Here is a 14,886-nt window from a genome sequence, read left to right as displayed (position 1 = left end):
CGCTCGCGCGGGTCCACCGCGCGCCCGCTTCTGGACGCGCCGGGAGGATCACATCGTCGGCATGAGCACCGTGTCCACGAGGTACACGGTCGCGTTCTGCGTCATCACGCCGCCGCACACGACGGCCGCGTCGTTGACCATGAGCTCGTCGCCCGAGCCGGTCACCTCGACCGTGCCGCCCTCGACGGTCTCGTGCTCCCCGACGACCTGGTCGGGCGTGAGCTGGCCGGGCACCACGTGGTACGTGAGGATCTTCGTCAGCGTGTCGGAGTCCGTCTTCAGCGAGTCGAGCGTCGCGGCGTCGATCTTCGCGAACGCGTCGTCGACGGGGGCGAACACGGTGAACTCGCCGCCGTTGAGCGTGTCGACCAGGTTGACGTCCGGGTTGAGCTCACCCGAGACGGCCGCGGTGAGCGTCGTGAGCAGCGGGTTGTTCGACGCCGCCACGGCGACGGGGTCGGTCGACATCCCGGTGATCGACCCGGCGCCGTCGGGCACCTGCTCCGCGTAGGCGGCACAGCCGGGGCCCACGAGGTTCGCGGCGGGATCGGCCGCCATGTCGTCCGCGCCCTCGGTCGAGTCGTCGGTCATGTCGTCGGACGTCGAGTCGTCCGTCATGGTGTCGGCCTGAGAGTCGGTCGTCGTCGAGTCGGACCCCGTGTCCGAGTCCGAGCTGCACGCGGACAGGCCGAGCACGGCGAGCGTGGCGATGCCGGCGACGGCGTACGACGTGCGGGTGCGAACGTTCATCGGTCTCTCCTCGGGTCGTCGCCCCGCCGGTGCGGGGCGTCATGCCGAGGGTTCGGAGCACGACCCCGGGTGGATGGGTCGGGATCGGCACGAGTTTCTCGCGCGCGTCCCGACCCCTCCGGGCCGTGCCGCTCAGCCGACGAGCGCGACCACCGGGTCCGCCGTCGGCTGCTCCGAGCCGCCCGCCGGCTCGACCGTCACGGCCATGCCGACGCCCGGCTCGCCCTGGACGAGCCGCGACGTGCTGCCGTCCTGGACGTCGAGGACGCCCGCCGAGACGACGGCGCCGTCGGGCTCGACCACCCAGAGCTGGTAGTCGCGGTCGTCGCCCGCGTCGGGCAGGTCGGACGCGCGGAAGAACATGGCGTCGCCCGCGGCGAGGACGGACGCCTGCCCGCCACCCGCCACGTCGCCGTGCAGGATCGTCGCGTCGGGGTCGGCGAGCATGCGCTCGATCGCGTCCGCCTGCGCCTCCAGGCGCGACTGCTCCTGCGTCGCGCGGACCGCGACCGTCGTCGGGACGGCCACCGCGACCACCGCGGCCACCGCCGCCGCGAGCCCGGTCCAGCGTCGGCGGCGGGCGCGACGCGCCGCCGCGAGGTCGACGACGACGCCACCCCCCGTGCTCTCCTCCGCGGACGTGCCCGTGGCCGCGGACGCGGCCACCCGCGCCAGCACGGCGTCGCGCAGCGCGGGCGGCGGGGCGCTCTCGACGGCGAACGCCGCCACGACGTCGCGGTACTCGTCGAGCTCGCGCCGCGCGTCGGGGTCGGCCGCGAGCAGGCGCTCGACGGCGCGCCGCTCGACGTCGTCCACCGCGTCCAGCGCGTAGGCGGGGAGCAGGTCGCGGACCTCCGGACGGTCGTCCGCACCGTCGCCACGGGGCGTGGTCAGGTCAGCCACGACGCACCCCCAGGCAGTCGCGGAGCCGCAGGAGACCGTCCCGGATGCGGGACTTCACGGTCGGCAGCGCGGCGTCGAGCCGCTCCGCGACCTCCCGGTAGGTGAGCCCGCCGTAGTACGCCTGCACGACCGCCTCCCGCTGCGTCGCCGTGAGCGAGTCCAGGCACCGCCGCACGGCCGCACCCTCGAGACGTCGCTCGACGTCCTCCACCACCACGTCCCGCGGTGCCGCGGCCGTCGAGGCGTCCACGTCGCGCTGGTCGCGGTCGCGGCGCGCCTGCTCGGCCCGCACGCGGTCCACCGCGCGCCGCCGGGCGAGCGTCGCGACCCAGGTCCGCGCCGAGCCGCGCGTCGCGTCGTAGCGCGCCGCCGTCTGCCACACCTCCACCATCACCTCCTGCACGACCTCCGCCGCGTGGTCCGGGTCCCGCAGGACTCCCAGGCACGTGCCGTACGCGACCGGCGCGAGCGCGTCGTAGACGGGCGCGAACGTGGCCGGGTCGCCGTCGGCGCACGCCGCGAGGGCGGCGTCGACCGCCGGGTTCGTCGTCACGGGAGGTGGCACCCGGTCAGTGTGCAGCACGGGCGCCTCCCGCACGCGCTGCGGCGCGTCGACCACGGCTCTCGGCACGCGACCTCCCGTCGCCGGCACCGTCCCGGTCCGTCCGGGACACCCTGGGTTCGGCGCCGACGCGCGGACGGATGGGTGACCGTCCCGCCGGGACCGGTCAGAGCGCGCGCCGGGCGCGGACCGCGCCCGCGAGCTCGCGCAGGAGGTCGGCCGTCGTGTCCCAGTCGATGCACGCGTCCGTGACGGACTGCCCGTAGACGAGGCCGCTCGGCGCGGGCTTCTGGGCGCCCGCCACGAGGAAGCTCTCCATCATGAGGCCCGTGATGCCCTGCTCGCCCTCGGCCAGCCGCGCGGAGACCTCGCGCACGACCTCCGCCTGGCGCACGTGGCTCTTGCCGGAGTTGCCGTGCGACGCGTCGACGACGAGCCCGTGCTCCGTGACCCCGCCGCGGCCCGAGGTGCGCGCGACCGCGAGCGCCGCCGCGACGTCGTCGGCCCCGTAGTTGGGGCCCGAGCGCCCGCCGCGCAGGATGACGTGGCAGTCCGGGTTGCCCGCGGTCTCCACCGCGGCGGCGCGGCCGAGCGAGTCCATGCCGAAGAACGTGTGCTCGCTCGCGGCCGTGATGCACCCGTCGACCGCGATCTGCACGTCGCCGTCGGTCGCGTTCTTGAACCCGACGGGCATCGACAGGCCCGAGGCGAGCTGGCGGTGCACCTGCGACTCGGCGTTGCGCGCACCGATCGCGCCCCACGACACCGCGTCGGCGATGTACTGCGGGCTCGTGGGCTCGAGGAACTCGCACGCGGCCGGGACACCGGCGTCGAGGACGCCGAGCAGCACCTCGCGCGCGAGGCGCAGGCCGTGGTGCACGTCGTGCGACCCGTCGAGGTGCGGGTCGTTGATGAGGCCCTTCCAGCCCACGGTCGTGCGCGGCTTCTCGAAGTAGACGCGCATGACGACCATGAGGTCGTCGGCGAGCTCGTGCGCGACGGCGGCCAGGCGCCCCGCGTACTCGAGCGCGGCCTCGGGGTCGTGCACCGAGCAGGGGCCGACGATGACGAGGAGGCGGTCGTCGTCGCCCGCGAGGACGTCACGGACCTCGCGGCGCGACGTCGTCACGAGGTCGCTGCGCGTCGCGCCGAGCGGCAGGTCGGCGAGCATGGCGCGCGGCGCGGGGAGGGCGTCGAGCGCGCGGACCCGCAGGTCGCTCGTGCGGGCCTGGAGCTCGGGGCTGTCCACGGGGTCGACGGTACTCGTCGCGCCGTCGGTCGTCGCGGTCTCGCGCGGGGTGGTGGTGCTGGTCACGGGGGGCTCCTGGTCTGTGCGGCGGGGTCTGGGAGCGCCGTGAGTCGGGATGCCCAGCGGCGCTCCACCGGCCTGCTGCCGCCCGTGGTCCCGGAGCGGCCCGTCTCACGACGAAGGGCCCGGACGCGGTCCGCGTCCAAGGCCCTGTGCTGGCTCCGGGTGGTGATCTGTGGTCAGGCTGACGCCCGCACGGCCCCACCGGGAGCCTGCGTAAAGCGCCAATACCACTGAGAAGTCACGAGCCGACGGTAGCACAGCGCCTCCGAGGGGCGGACGGGCCGTCTCACGGGCCGGTCGGGCAGCGCCTACGCTCGGGGCATGCCGATCCCCGAGTTCGTCGCCGCCCTCCGGTCCCACGTGGGGACCGACCTGCTGTGGATGCCGGGGGTGTCGGGCGTCGTCGTGGACGACGCCGGCCGGGTGCTGCTCGGGCAGCGCGCCGACTCCGGGCAGTGGGCCGTGATCAGCGGGATCCTCGAGCCGGGCGAGGACCCGGCGGTCGGGCTCGCGCGCGAGGTGCTCGAGGAGACGGGCGTCGAGGTCGTGGTGGACGCGCTCGTCGCGGTGACGGTCACCGAGCCGATGGAGTACCCGAACGGCGACCGGTCGCAGTACCTCGACCTCGCGTTCCTGTGCCGCCCGGTGTCGCCGGCGGCCGCCGCGGCGGCGCACGTCGCGGACGACGAGTCGCTCGCGGTCGCGTGGTTCGCCCCCGACGCCCTGCCCGACGACGTCGCGCGCTCGTCGACCGAGCGTCTCGGGCACGCGCTCGCGCGCCTCGCCGACCCCTCAGCCGGCCCGTTCTTCGTCCGCTGACGCGGCGGCCGGGGCGTCGGGCACCGCCCGCCCGTCCCCCGCGGGGCCGAGCCAGCGCACCGCGAGCAGGCACGCGTCGTCGTCCTCGGGCGCGCGCGAGACGACGGCCTCCAGCAGCCGGTCGTCGCGCAGGCCGACGTCGAGGGCGCGCGTGACGACGTCCGCGAGCTCGTCGAGCGCGAGCGCGAGCGGCCGGTCGCGGCGCTCGACGACGCCGTCCGTGAAGAGCAGCAGCAGGTCGCCCGGGGCGAGGCGCACGGCCTTGGCGACGCGCGGCGTCGTGCCCCGCACGCCCAGCGGCGTCGACCGGGCCTCCCACAGGTACGCCGCGGAGCCGCCGGCTCGCACGAGCAGGGGCGGCAGGTGGCCCGCGCACGTGTAGCGCAGCACCCCGGCGCGCAGGTCGAGCTCCCCGTACACGAGGCTCGCCATGAAGCCCGTGCCCGTCCGGTCGACGAAGCGGTCGACGCGCTCGACCACCTCCTCCGGCGGGAGGCCGGTGTCGGACGCCGCCCGGACGGCGGTGCGCAGCTGCCCCATCGACGTCGCCGCCTTGAGGCCGCGGCCGACGACGTCCCCCACGCTGAGCGCGACGACGTCGGGCGCGACCCGGAAGGTGTCGTACCAGTCGCCGCCGACCTGGAGGTCGTGGACGCCCGGGCGGTAGCACGCCGAGACCTCGACCTGCGGGTCGGCGACGATCCCGTCGGAGAGCATCGCGCCCTGGAGCTCGCTCGCGACCGAGATGCTCTGCTCGTGGACCCGCGCGCGCGAGAGCGCGAGCGCGGCGAGCTGTCCCGCCGCGGCGGCGGTGCCCAGGTCGACGGGGTCGGAGCCCGCGGCGCGCCGCGGTTCGAGCGCGAGCACCCCGAGCAGCGCGCCCGCCGTCCGCAGCGGCACGACGACGGTCCCGTCGTCGCGCACGGTCGCCTCGGTGAGCTCGTCGATCGTCGGGGCCAGGACGCCGACGGCGCCGCCCCACCGTCGCAGCGGGCCGCGCTCCTGCGCCGTCCACAGCGCGGCGTCGCCCGCGCCCAGCATCGTCACGGCCGCGCGGAGCAGGACCCACGCGACGCCGTCGAGACCGGCGACGCTCGCGAGGTCCGCCGCGACGCCGTGCAGCAGCCGCACCCGACGCTCCGCCTCCTCCGACGCACGACGCGCCTCGACGAGCTCGTGCTCGAAGCGCGACCGCTCGCGCGCGCCGAGCATCGCGACCTCGATCAGCCGCTCGCCGCGCGCCTCGCGCTCGATCGCCGTGAGCAGCACGGGCTCGCGGCCCCGCGGCGTGCGGAGCTCGACCGCGACCTCGTCCACGCGGCCCTCGATGTGCAGGCGCGGGCCGACGTGCGTCTCCCAGAAGATGCGCCCGCCGACCGTGAGCAGGTCCGCCAGGCGACGCCCCGCGACCGCCTCGACGTCCGGGACCTCGATCGTCCGCAGGAACTCGTCGTTGGCGTCGAGGACGCGCGCCTCGGTGTCGAGGAGGAGCAGCGCGACGGGGGCGAGCGCCCAGCGCTCGGCCCGGGACATCGCCATCAGGCGGCGCCCAGCCAGTCGCGCATCGCGCGCACGAGGAGGTCCGGGTGCGAGAGGTTCGGGCAGTGCCCCACCGAGTCGATGACGACGAGGTCGCTGCCGGGCAGGTGCTCGTGCACGTAGCGGCCCACCTCGGGCGGCGCGATGACGTCTTCCCGGCTCTGCACCACGAGGCTCCGCGTGCGCACGCGCGCCAGGTCCGCCCGGTTGTCGCCGAGGAACGTCGCGCGCGCGAACTGCCGGGCGACCGCCGGGTCGTTGCGCCGGAACACCGCGGCGAGCTCGTCGCCGAGCGCCGGGCGGTCCGGGTTCCCGGCGATGACGGGCGCCATGACCTGCGTCCAGCCGAGGTAGTTCGCGTCCATGGTCTCCAGGAGCTCGTCGATCTCCTCGGCGGTGAACCCGCCGCGGTAGCCGTCGTCGTCGACGTACCGCGGGCTGGGGCCCACGAGCACCAGCCGGTCGAACAGGTCCGGGCGGTCGGCCGCGGCGAGCAGCGCGATCACGGCGCTCACCGAGTGGCCCACGAGCACCACGGGCCCGTGCCCGTCTCCGTCGACCACCGCCTCGACGATCTCCACCACGTCCGCGGCGTAGCCCGCGAGGTCGGCGTGCCGGACGGCGTCGTGCGCGGTCGGGTGCGACGCCCCGCAGCCCGAGTGGTCGAACAGCACGACCCGGTGGTCCGTCGCGAACGCGGGCGCGACGAAGCGCCACATCGACTGGTCGCAGCCGAATCCGTGCGCGAAGACCATCGTCGGGCCGTCCTGCGCCCCCATGACCCGCACGTTGTTGCGCTCGTGCACGTCCACGCGTCACAGCGTAGGGGGGAAGGGGTCGCGAGGGGCAGCGGCGCCCCGGGGTGAGACCCGCGCACGGCACAATGTCCTCATGCGTGTCTCGGCGAAGGCGGACTATGCGGTGCGGGCGTGCGCCGAGCTCGCGGCGTCGCCGCACGGCGACCCGGTGCGGGCGGAGGACCTCGCGACGGGCCAGGGCCTCCCGGTGAGCTTCCTCGAACGGATCCTCGGCGACCTGCGCCGGGCCGGGATCGTCGCGAGCGTCCGCGGACGCTCCGGCGGCCACCGCCTCGCGCGCCCGGCGACCGAGGTGACGCTCGCCGACGTCTTCCGCGCGGTTGACGGCCCGCTCGTCACGGTGCGGGACGAGCGTCCCCCGAGCCTCGAGTACGACGGGTCCGCCGCGGGGCTGCTCGAGGTGTGGATCGCGCTGCGCGCGAGCGTCCGCGACGTACTGGACCGCGTGACGATCGACGACGTCGTGCGCCGCGACCTGCCCGACGACGTGCACGCGCTCGCGGCCCGCGCCGACGCGTGGGAGAACCCCTGACGGGACGCTCCCGTTAACACTGGCCCACGATGCGGTCGGCGCTTCACATAGTGGACTCCTCCGGTCAACCTTGTCGGGACGCGTCGGGATCCTCCCGACGGCCCGAGCAAGGAGGCCCCGGTGCGGACCCTCGTCCTGCTGGCCCTCGTGGGCCTCGGCGCCCAGCTCGTCGACGGCAGCCTCGGCATGGCGTACGGCGTGACGTCCACGACGCTCCTGCTCGCGATCGGGACGAACCCCGCGGCGGCGTCGGCCACGATCCACCTCGCGGAGATCGGGACGACGCTCGCGTCCGGCGCGGCGCACTGGCGGTTCGGGAACGTCGACTGGAAGGTCGTGCTGCGCATCGGCGTGCCGGGCGCGGTCGGGGCCTTCGCGGGCGCGACGTTCCTGGCGAACCTCTCGACCGAGGTCGCCGCCCCCGTCATGTCGCTGCTGCTCCTCACGCTCGGCGTCTACGTGCTCTCGCGCTTCACGTTCGCCGGGCTGCCGACGGGCCGCCTGGGGCTGCCGCTGCGCAAGCGGTTCCTCGCCCCGCTCGGTCTCGTCGCGGGCTTCGTCGACGCCACCGGCGGCGGCGGCTGGGGCCCCGTGGGCACGCCCGCGCTGCTCGCGTCGGGCCGGATCGAGCCGCGCAAGGTCATCGGCTCCATCGACACGAGCGAGTTCCTCGTCGCCGTCGCGGCGTCGCTCGGGTTCCTCTGGACGCTCGGCTCGCAGGGGATCGACCTCACGTGGGTCGGGGCGCTCCTGCTCGGCGGGCTCGTCGCCGCGCCGATCGCGGCCTGGCTCGTGCGGATGCTCCCGCCCCGGATCCTCGGCTCGGCCGTCGGCGGCGTCATCGTGCTCACCAACGTCCGCACGCTGCTGCGCTCCGAGTGGGTCGACGCGAGCGGCGCGGTCCAGGGCGTCGTGCTGGCGCTCGTCGCGGTCGTCTGGGCCGCCGCCGTCGTCTGGTCGGTGCGAGCGCACCGCCGCGCCGTCGCGGCGGAGGCTGCGGCCGACCCGGCACCCGCCGACGCCCCCCACCCGGCCCCCGCCACCCGCTGAACCCGCTCCGCCGAGCATGCGGTTGCGGCCCGTCCTCGCGGCAGGACGGGCCACGACCGCATGCTCGGCCGGGCGGGGAGCTCAGTCGCTCGCGTAGCGGTGGACGAAGGTCGCGAGGATGCGGTGCGGTTGCCGGACGTCGCCGCGTCGGACGGTCGCCTCGACGTCGCCCGCGGCGTCGGGCGGGAAGTACCCGTAGTCCCGGTAGACGCCGATGCGCGTGAGGATGCCCTCCAGGTCGAGCTCCGGGTGGAACTGCGTCGCGTACAGGTTCTCCTTGACGCGGAACATCTGCACCGGGCACGCGTCCGACGTCGCGAGCAGCACCGCGTGCGGCGGCAGCTCCCGCACCGCTTCCTTGTGGCCCACGTACGCCTCGAACGCGTCGGGCAGACCCGCGAGCAGCGGGTCCGCCCGGCCCTCCGGGGTGAGCCGGATCGTCACGGGCGAGATGGGCTCGGCGTACGTGTCGTCCAGCACCGCGCCCTCGTGCAGGCCGAGCGTCCCGACGCCGTAGCACGCCCCGAGGAACGGGACGTCGCGCTCGACGATCTCGTCGAGGAGCGGCGCGAGCTCGCGCTCGACCCGGCGCTGCGTCGCCGACTTCTCCGCCTCGGGCCGCGACGAGTCGAAGGGGCTGCCGCCGACGATCACGCCCGAGTACGCGTCGAGGTCGATCGCCGGCAGCGGGCCCGCCTCCATCCGCACGCGGTGCAGCTCGTGCGGCGCGAGGCCGGAGTGACGCAGCACCGCCGCGTGCTCACCGTCCGCGGCCGGGTCCTCCGCCCGGGACGCCAGGAGCAGGAAGGGCTTCATGCCGGTCAGGCTAGGGGCGCCCCGCGGGCCACGCCCGCGGGGACCGGGCGGTGGGCCGGACGGCGGCCCGGGCGGTGCCGGGCGCCCGGCACCGTGGTCGGGCCCCGCCTCAGCTCCAGCGGAAGAGCCGGATGCCGAGCGGCAGGAGCACGGCCGTCCACACGGCCATGACGACCACCTGCACAGCGGGGAAGCCCTCCTCGAACCACCCCGCCGTCATCGCCTGCGACGCGGCGCCGAGCGGGGTGAACCTGCCGACCTGCGCCACGGCCTCCGGCATCATCGGTCCCGGCGTCCACAGCCCCGAGAGGAACAGGAGCGGGAAGTAGATGAGCGTCCCGATCGCGGACGCGGTGCTCGCCTTGGGCGCGCGCGCCGCGACGAGGGTGCCGAGCGCGTACATCGACGCCACTCCGAGGACGAACGCGAGCACGACGGTCCCCGCGTTCCGCGGCGCCGGCAGACCGAAGACGAGCTGCCCGACGACGAGCGCGACCGCGGACGCAACCACGACGGCCACGAGGTTGATGACGAGGTGCGCGACGACGATCCCCTGCGGGCGCATGGGCGTCGTCGACAGCCGCCGCAGCAGCCCCTTCTCGCGGAACGTCGCGAAGTAGACCGGCATGGTCGTCAGTGCCGGGGTCGCGATCGCGGCGGCGAGCACCACGGGCGCGTAGAGCGCGACGGGCGTGAGCCCGCCCCACGGCGGGGGCGCGTCCTCGATCGGCACGCGCATGCCCGGGATGGCGAACCCGACCCCGACGAGCAGGACGGTCGGGAACACGAGCGCGAAGAACACCGTCCCCGGGTCGCGCAGCCAGAGCCGCGACTCCGTGGCGAGCAGGACGCCGAACCCGCGCCAGCCGCTGCTGCGGCGGACGGGCGTGGCGGACGGGGTCAGGGTCGTGGCGGTCATCGGGACTCCCCTCGGGTCGGCCGGGCGTCGGTCGCGTCCGGGTCGTAGGTGCGGCCGGTCACGGCCACGAAGACGTCCTCGAGCGTGCGGGAGACGGTCCGGACGTCGTCGGGCACGACCTCGCGCTCGGCGAGCGCGAGCACGACGGCGGGCAGCACCCGCCGGGAGCCCGTCACCTCGATCTCCCGCCCTGCCCCGGGTGCCGCCTCGACGTGCTGGACGTCCGCGAGCCCCGCGATCGTGTGCAGCGCGAGGTCGTGGTCCGCGAGCGGCACGCGCAGGCGCACGGTGCGCGACGTGTCGACGGAGTCGACGAGCTCCGCGGGCGTGCCCTGCGCGACGACCCGGCCGCGGTCGATGATGACGAGCCGGTCGCACAGGCGTTCCGCCTCGTCCATGAAGTGCGTGACGAGCAGGATCGTCACGCCGCGGTCGCGCACGCGCTCCACGAGCTCCCACGTCGCGCGGCGGGCCGCCGGGTCGAGCCCGGTGGTCAGCTCGTCGAGGATCGCGACGCGCGGGTTCCCGACCAGCGCGAGCGCGATCGACAGGCGCTGCTTCTGCCCGCCGGAGAGCTTGGCGAACGCGACGCGCCGGTGCGGGGCGAGGTCGAGCAGGTCGAGCAGCTCCTCCACGTCGCCGGGCGACGCGTAGAACGACGCGAAGAGCCGCATCGCCTCCTCGACCGTGATCTTCTCGTTGAGCGCGGCCTCCTGGAGCTGGACGCCGACGACGTCGCGCACCGCGGCGGGGTCGGCCTGCGGGTCGACGCCGAGCACGCGGACCGTGCCGCCGTCGGCCTGGCGCAGCCCGGCGAGGCACTCGACGGTCGTCGTCTTGCCGGCGCCGTTGGGCCCGAGGACGCCGAAGATCTCGCCCTGCCGGACGGTCAGGCTCACGTCCTCGACCGCGACGGTGCGCGTGCCGGAACCCTGCGGTCCCGGGTACGTCTTGCGCAGGTTCCGGATCTCGACGACCGGGTCAGGCCCGGCCGTGCGGCCGGCGGGCGGGGCGGGCGACGTCGCCGTCGTGCCGCCCGGGGGCGGTGCTGCGGTGCTCATGGTGACCTCCAGGAGGGTGTGCGGCACCCACGGACGGCGCCGTGCGCCGTCCGGACGGGTGGGAGTGCGGTCGGGAGGGTGCTGCCGGTCAGGCGCTCGCGGTGCCCGCGAACTCGACCGGACGGATCGCGACGCCCCGCAGGACGACGCGCAGGAGCAGTGCGGCGAGCACGACCCCGACGAGCCCGCCGAGCACGGCGAGCCAGACGGGGGTGCCGTCGAGACCGACGACGCGCGAGAGCGCGTGGCCGAAGAACCCGGAGCGCAGGAACACCTCGCTCACCACGACGGTCGCGAGCGACGCGACGACGAGCAGCACGCCGCGCAGGAACCCGAAGCCGTAGAAGCCCGCGGCGACGACCATGCCCGCGAGGTAGTAGACGACGCAGAACGTGCCCTCGACGAGGATCACGAGGCCGACCTCGGACCCGTCCGCGTAGAGCTGCGTGAGGTCCCGCTCCGTCGGCCAGCCGGCCTGGCGGAACAGCACCCACTCCCCCCACCGCACGAGCGCGGTCGCGATCCCGAACGTGAGCCCGGAGACGGCGGCGCCGATCCACAGGCCGTGCGTGTACGACCGCCGCGTGCCGCCGGCGGCGACGTGCAGCGCGATCGACATGAGCGGCAGGAGGATGCCCATGACGAAGAGGAAGAACTTCGCGGAGCCCGCGACGCCGCCCACGCCCTCGATGCTCACGTCGTCGTTGCGCAGCATGATCCACAGGACGAGGGCCCCGACGGCGAGCGCGATGAGCCAGAACCACACGCCCACGTACCAGGTGCCGCCGATGAAGTACCAGGCGACGGCGCGGACACCGCGCCGGTGGGCGGCCTTCTCGAGCGCGCGGCGCTCCGCGGTGCGCGGGGTCGTGGCGGTCATCGTGCCTCCTGCGTGCGGGTGCGGGCGGGCGCGTCGTCCTCGGTGCGGTCGGTGCGCGTGAGGTGGACGAACAGGTCCTGGACGGGCACCGCCCCGACCTCGAGCCCGGCCGCGGCGGCCGCGGCCCGCTCGTCGGGGGCGAACGTGCCGAAGAGCGTGACCTGCGCCGTGCTGCCCAGCCGCTGCCGGGCGAGCACCTGCCGGCCCGCGGTGTGGCGCTCGACCACGTCCGCCGGCCCGGTGAGGCTGACGCCGCGCGCGCGGACGTCGTCGGCGTTCTCGGCGAGCAGGACGCGCCCGCGGTCGATGATCACGACGTCCTCGAAGAGCCGCTCGACCTCCGCGATGAGGTGGCTCGAGAGCAGGATCGTGCGCGGGTGCTCGGCGTAGTCCGCGACGAGCGCGTCGTAGAACGCGTAGCGGCTCGGGGCGTCCATGCCGAGGTAGACCTCGTCGAAGATCGTCAGGGGCGCGCGGGCGGCGAGCCCGACGACCGCGCCGAGCGCCGAGCGCTTGCCGCGCGAGAGCTCGTTGGGCTTCTTGCGGACGTCCACCTCGAAGGTGTCGAGGAGGCGGCCGGCGAGGTCGGCGTCCCAGTGCGGGCGCACGTCGGCGTAGTACTCGAGCGTGTCGCGCGCCTTGTCGGACTCCCCCACGTCGCCGCTCTCGCGCACGAGCTGGGTGTGCATCGTCGCCCAGACGTTCTCGAACGGGTCCTCGAGCTCGCCGTCCGGGCCGACGCGGACCGTGCCCGACGTCGGGCGCCGGAACGCGGCGAGCAGGGCGGCGAGCGTCGTCTTGCCGGCGCCGTTGCGGCCGAGCAGGCCGGTGATGACGCCGGGGCGGATCGTCAGGGTCGCGCCGTCGAGCGCGGGGTCGTCGCCGCGCGAGTACCGCACGACGACGTCGCGCACCTCGGCGCCGAAGGGCGCCGGCGCGGTCGCGGCGGGGAGGTCGGTGGGGTGGCTGGTGGGCCGGGCGGTCACGGGTCTCACCTCGGGGTGGGGTCGGTGGTCGGGCCGGTACGGGGTGCGTCGCCGGTCCCGGGACCGGCGGGCCGCGGGCGGCCGAGGACGTGCTCGACGATCTGGGCGGCCGGGATGTCCAGGAGGTCCGCCTGCGCGAGCGCGGGGTCGAGGACCTCGTCGAAGAACCTGGCGCGGTGCTCGGCGAGCAGCCGCTCGCGTGCGCCGGGCGCGACGAACATGCCGAGCCCGCGCCGCTTGTAGAGGACGCCCTCGTCGACGAGGCCGGCGAACGCCTTGGCCGCCGTCGCCGGGTTGATCCGGAACGTCGTCGCGAACTGCGTCGTGGACATGACCTGCTCCTCCTCCGCGAGCTCCCCCGCGAGCACCTGTGCCCGGATCATCTGCGCGATCTGGAGGTAGATGGGTTCAGGTCCGTCGAACATGGGGCCCATCCTCTCCCGGCTCGCGCGTTCTGTGGTTCATTACTTGAGTAATGAACCACAGATGAGGCGTCGCGCGCAACCCTCCTCCGGACGCGCGACGACCGACGCCGGGCGGAACGATGGGGACGTCGGCGCCGAGGCCGGTGCCGGTCGGGTCGCATCGGGAGACCCGGTCGAGCCGCATCGGGAGACGGAGGAGGCGCGGTGGGCGGAGCGTGCGAGCTCGCGGGCGGGGCGCCCGGGGCCGAGCCGCTGAGCACGTGGACGAGCCTCGCGTTCGTCCTGGCCGGCGCGGCCGTCGTGGTGGCGGCGAGGCGGCCGGAACCCGGGGCCTCCTGGGGCCCGGGCGAGCCCGACGGCGCCGCGTCGCGGCTGCGCGTGGCCTTCGGGGTCCTGGTCGTGCTGATCGGGGTGGGCTCCGTGGTGCAGCACGGGCCGGCGCCGTCGTGGAACCCCGTCGCGCACGACCCGCCGCTGCTCGGCACGCTCGCGCTCGTCGCCGCCGACGCCGTCGCCGACCTCACCGGGCGTCGCCTGAGGACGTGGTGGTGGCTCGCGCCGACCCTGCTCGGGGTCGTGCTCGCGGCGTTCTCGGTCCCGGCGTCCACCGCCGCCCAGGTGGTCGCGGCGGGCGCGGCCGCGGCCGCGAGCGCCGCACGCGCGTGGCGACGGCCCGCCGTCCGACGCCGCACGGTCGCCGCGCTCGTGCTGCTCGCCGTCGGCGGCACGGCGGGGACCCTGACCCGCCCGGGCTGGCCCCTGTGCGACGCCGACGGCGCGCTCGGCGTCACGCTCCAGGGGCACGCCGTCTGGCACGTGCTCGCCGCCACGGCCCTGTGGGTGCTCGCGCCGACGCTCGGGACGCGCCCCGCGCCCGCACGCTCGTCCTGACCCGCTCCCTTCACCCGCCCCGGGCGGTACCCACCGCGGGCCCGCGGTGGGACGCTGGGAGGATCCGGCGTCCGCGGCGGGCCCCGCCCTCCGGCCGCCGGCGGTCCCGAAGGAGTGAGGCAACGATGGTCACCATCAGGCGCGGGTTCTCCAGCTTCTCGGCGGACGACCTCGACGCGGCGCGCGCGTTCTACGGGGACACCCTCGGGCTCCCCGTCACGGCACTCGACGACGGGAACGGTCTGGTGCTCCACCTCGGCGGCGGCTCGGACGTGTTCGTCTACCCGAAGGAGGACCATCGGCCGGCCGCCTTCACGGTCATGCACCTCACCGTCGACGACGTGGACCAGGCCGTCGACGAGCTCACCGCGAAGGGCGTGACGTTCGAGCGCTACGAGGGGTTCGACCAGGACGAGAAGGGGATCGTGCGCGGCTTCATGGAGGGCGGCGACGGCGCCTGGCTCACCGACCCGGCCGGCAACGTCGTCGGGCTCGCGGACGGCGAGAACATGGCCCGGCTCGTCGAGGGTTGAGCGCGCACCTCTGACACCCCCGGCTCGCGAGGTAGAGCCCTGGTCATCACCAGGGCTCTACCTCTGTCTCTTATCCACATCTCCGCGCCC

At 75.3% G+C, this 14,886-nt stretch carries 17 protein-coding genes; 5 read left to right on the top strand and 12 right to left on the bottom strand.

The genetic code is table 11. The features are described from left to right. Positions 1–48: 48 nt before the first annotated feature. The 4 genes from AC3WT4_RS05725 to AC3WT4_RS05710 all read right to left on the bottom strand — a co-directional run bounded on the left by AC3WT4_RS05725 (position 49) and on the right by AC3WT4_RS05710 (position 3,464). Positions 49–750, bottom strand: coding sequence for a fasciclin domain-containing protein (locus AC3WT4_RS05725; RefSeq protein WP_257419383.1), 702 nt, complete (start codon positions 748–750; stop codon positions 49–51). 132 nt (positions 751–882) lie between these two features. Beyond that, positions 883–1,653: an anti-sigma factor gene (locus AC3WT4_RS05720; protein WP_108050427.1), complete on the bottom strand. Its 771-nt coding sequence runs from the start codon at positions 1,651–1,653 to the stop codon at positions 883–885. Beyond that, a complete protein-coding gene (gene sigK / locus AC3WT4_RS05715; RefSeq protein WP_108050437.1) occupies positions 1,646–2,218 on the bottom strand; it encodes an ECF RNA polymerase sigma factor SigK in 573 nt (190 codons plus the stop codon). The genes AC3WT4_RS05720 and sigK overlap by 8 nt, the downstream gene beginning before the upstream one ends. Before the next feature lie 163 nt (positions 2,219–2,381). After that, positions 2,382–3,464, bottom strand: coding sequence for a 3-deoxy-7-phosphoheptulonate synthase (locus AC3WT4_RS05710; protein WP_074804177.1), 1,083 nt, complete (start codon positions 3,462–3,464; stop codon positions 2,382–2,384). Between the two features lie 384 nt (positions 3,465–3,848). On the opposite strand from AC3WT4_RS05710, the gene AC3WT4_RS05705 reads away from it, so the two are divergent. Then, a complete protein-coding gene (locus tag AC3WT4_RS05705; protein ID WP_061268011.1) occupies positions 3,849–4,346 on the top strand; it encodes an NUDIX hydrolase in 498 nt (165 codons plus the stop codon). On the opposite strand, the gene AC3WT4_RS05700 is transcribed toward AC3WT4_RS05705, so the two are convergent. Both AC3WT4_RS05700 and AC3WT4_RS05695 read right to left on the bottom strand, forming a co-directional pair. Next, positions 4,320–5,885 carry a PP2C family protein-serine/threonine phosphatase gene (locus tag AC3WT4_RS05700; RefSeq protein WP_492314948.1) on the bottom strand — a complete coding sequence of 522 codons (1,566 nt, stop codon included), beginning with the start codon at positions 5,883–5,885 and terminating at the stop codon, positions 4,320–4,322. The genes AC3WT4_RS05705 and AC3WT4_RS05700 overlap by 27 nt on opposite strands. Continuing rightward, complete coding sequence (locus tag AC3WT4_RS05695) at positions 5,885–6,697, bottom strand: alpha/beta fold hydrolase (protein ID WP_074803035.1); 813 nt, start codon at positions 6,695–6,697, stop codon at positions 5,885–5,887. The genes AC3WT4_RS05700 and AC3WT4_RS05695 overlap by 1 nt, the downstream gene beginning before the upstream one ends. Before the next feature lie 79 nt (positions 6,698–6,776). Between AC3WT4_RS05695 and AC3WT4_RS05690 the strand changes: the two genes are divergently transcribed. Together AC3WT4_RS05690 and AC3WT4_RS05685 are read left to right on the top strand one after the other, a co-directional pair. After that, on the top strand, positions 6,777–7,235 hold the full coding sequence (locus AC3WT4_RS05690; RefSeq protein WP_074803038.1) for an RrF2 family transcriptional regulator: 459 nt from the start codon (positions 6,777–6,779) through the stop codon (positions 7,233–7,235). 120 nt (positions 7,236–7,355) lie between these two features. Next, on the top strand, positions 7,356–8,285 hold the full coding sequence (locus AC3WT4_RS05685) for a sulfite exporter TauE/SafE family protein (protein ID WP_492314947.1): 930 nt from the start codon (positions 7,356–7,358) through the stop codon (positions 8,283–8,285). An 81-nt stretch (positions 8,286–8,366) separates the two neighbouring features. On the opposite strand, the gene AC3WT4_RS05680 is transcribed toward AC3WT4_RS05685, so the two are convergent. The 6 genes from AC3WT4_RS05680 to AC3WT4_RS05655 all read right to left on the bottom strand — a co-directional run bounded on the left by AC3WT4_RS05680 (position 8,367) and on the right by AC3WT4_RS05655 (position 13,372). Then, entirely contained in the window at positions 8,367–9,101 is a 735-nt protein-coding gene (locus tag AC3WT4_RS05680) for a glutamine amidotransferase (RefSeq protein WP_074803044.1), read from the bottom strand. A gap of 109 nt (positions 9,102–9,210) precedes the next feature. After that, on the bottom strand, positions 9,211–10,020 hold the full coding sequence (locus AC3WT4_RS05675; RefSeq protein WP_074803048.1) for an ABC transporter permease: 810 nt from the start codon (positions 10,018–10,020) through the stop codon (positions 9,211–9,213). Next, on the bottom strand, positions 10,017–11,081 hold the full coding sequence (locus tag AC3WT4_RS05670; RefSeq protein WP_083384800.1) for an ABC transporter ATP-binding protein: 1,065 nt from the start codon (positions 11,079–11,081) through the stop codon (positions 10,017–10,019). The genes AC3WT4_RS05675 and AC3WT4_RS05670 overlap by 4 nt, the downstream gene beginning before the upstream one ends. An 88-nt stretch (positions 11,082–11,169) precedes the next feature. Beyond that, positions 11,170–11,961 (bottom strand): hypothetical protein, encoded by a 792-nt coding sequence (locus AC3WT4_RS05665; protein ID WP_257418715.1) that lies wholly within the window; start codon positions 11,959–11,961, stop codon positions 11,170–11,172. Further along, complete coding sequence (locus AC3WT4_RS05660) at positions 11,958–12,947, bottom strand: ATP-binding cassette domain-containing protein (protein ID WP_492314946.1); 990 nt, start codon at positions 12,945–12,947, stop codon at positions 11,958–11,960. Before AC3WT4_RS05660 ends, AC3WT4_RS05665 begins: the two co-directional genes overlap by 4 nt. Positions 12,948–12,952: 5 nt before the next feature. Continuing rightward, a complete protein-coding gene (locus tag AC3WT4_RS05655) occupies positions 12,953–13,372 on the bottom strand; it encodes a GntR family transcriptional regulator (RefSeq protein WP_074803054.1) in 420 nt (139 codons plus the stop codon). A 204-nt stretch (positions 13,373–13,576) separates the two neighbouring features. Between AC3WT4_RS05655 and AC3WT4_RS05650 the strand changes: the two genes are divergently transcribed. Together AC3WT4_RS05650 and AC3WT4_RS05645 are read left to right on the top strand one after the other, a co-directional pair. Further along, the gene (locus tag AC3WT4_RS05650) at positions 13,577–14,263 is read left to right on the top strand and encodes a hypothetical protein (RefSeq protein ID WP_492314945.1); all 687 of its coding nucleotides are present in this window, start codon (positions 13,577–13,579) and stop codon (positions 14,261–14,263) included. Positions 14,264–14,388: 125 nt separating this feature from the next. Beyond that, complete coding sequence (locus AC3WT4_RS05645; protein ID WP_074803059.1) at positions 14,389–14,796, top strand: VOC family protein; 408 nt, start codon at positions 14,389–14,391, stop codon at positions 14,794–14,796. Positions 14,797–14,886: the final 90 nt, after the last annotated feature.

The sequence above is a fragment of the Cellulosimicrobium sp. EB106-03-01-XG111 genome (assembly GCF_058792115.1).
This window is presented reverse-complemented; position numbering and strand designations above follow the sequence as displayed.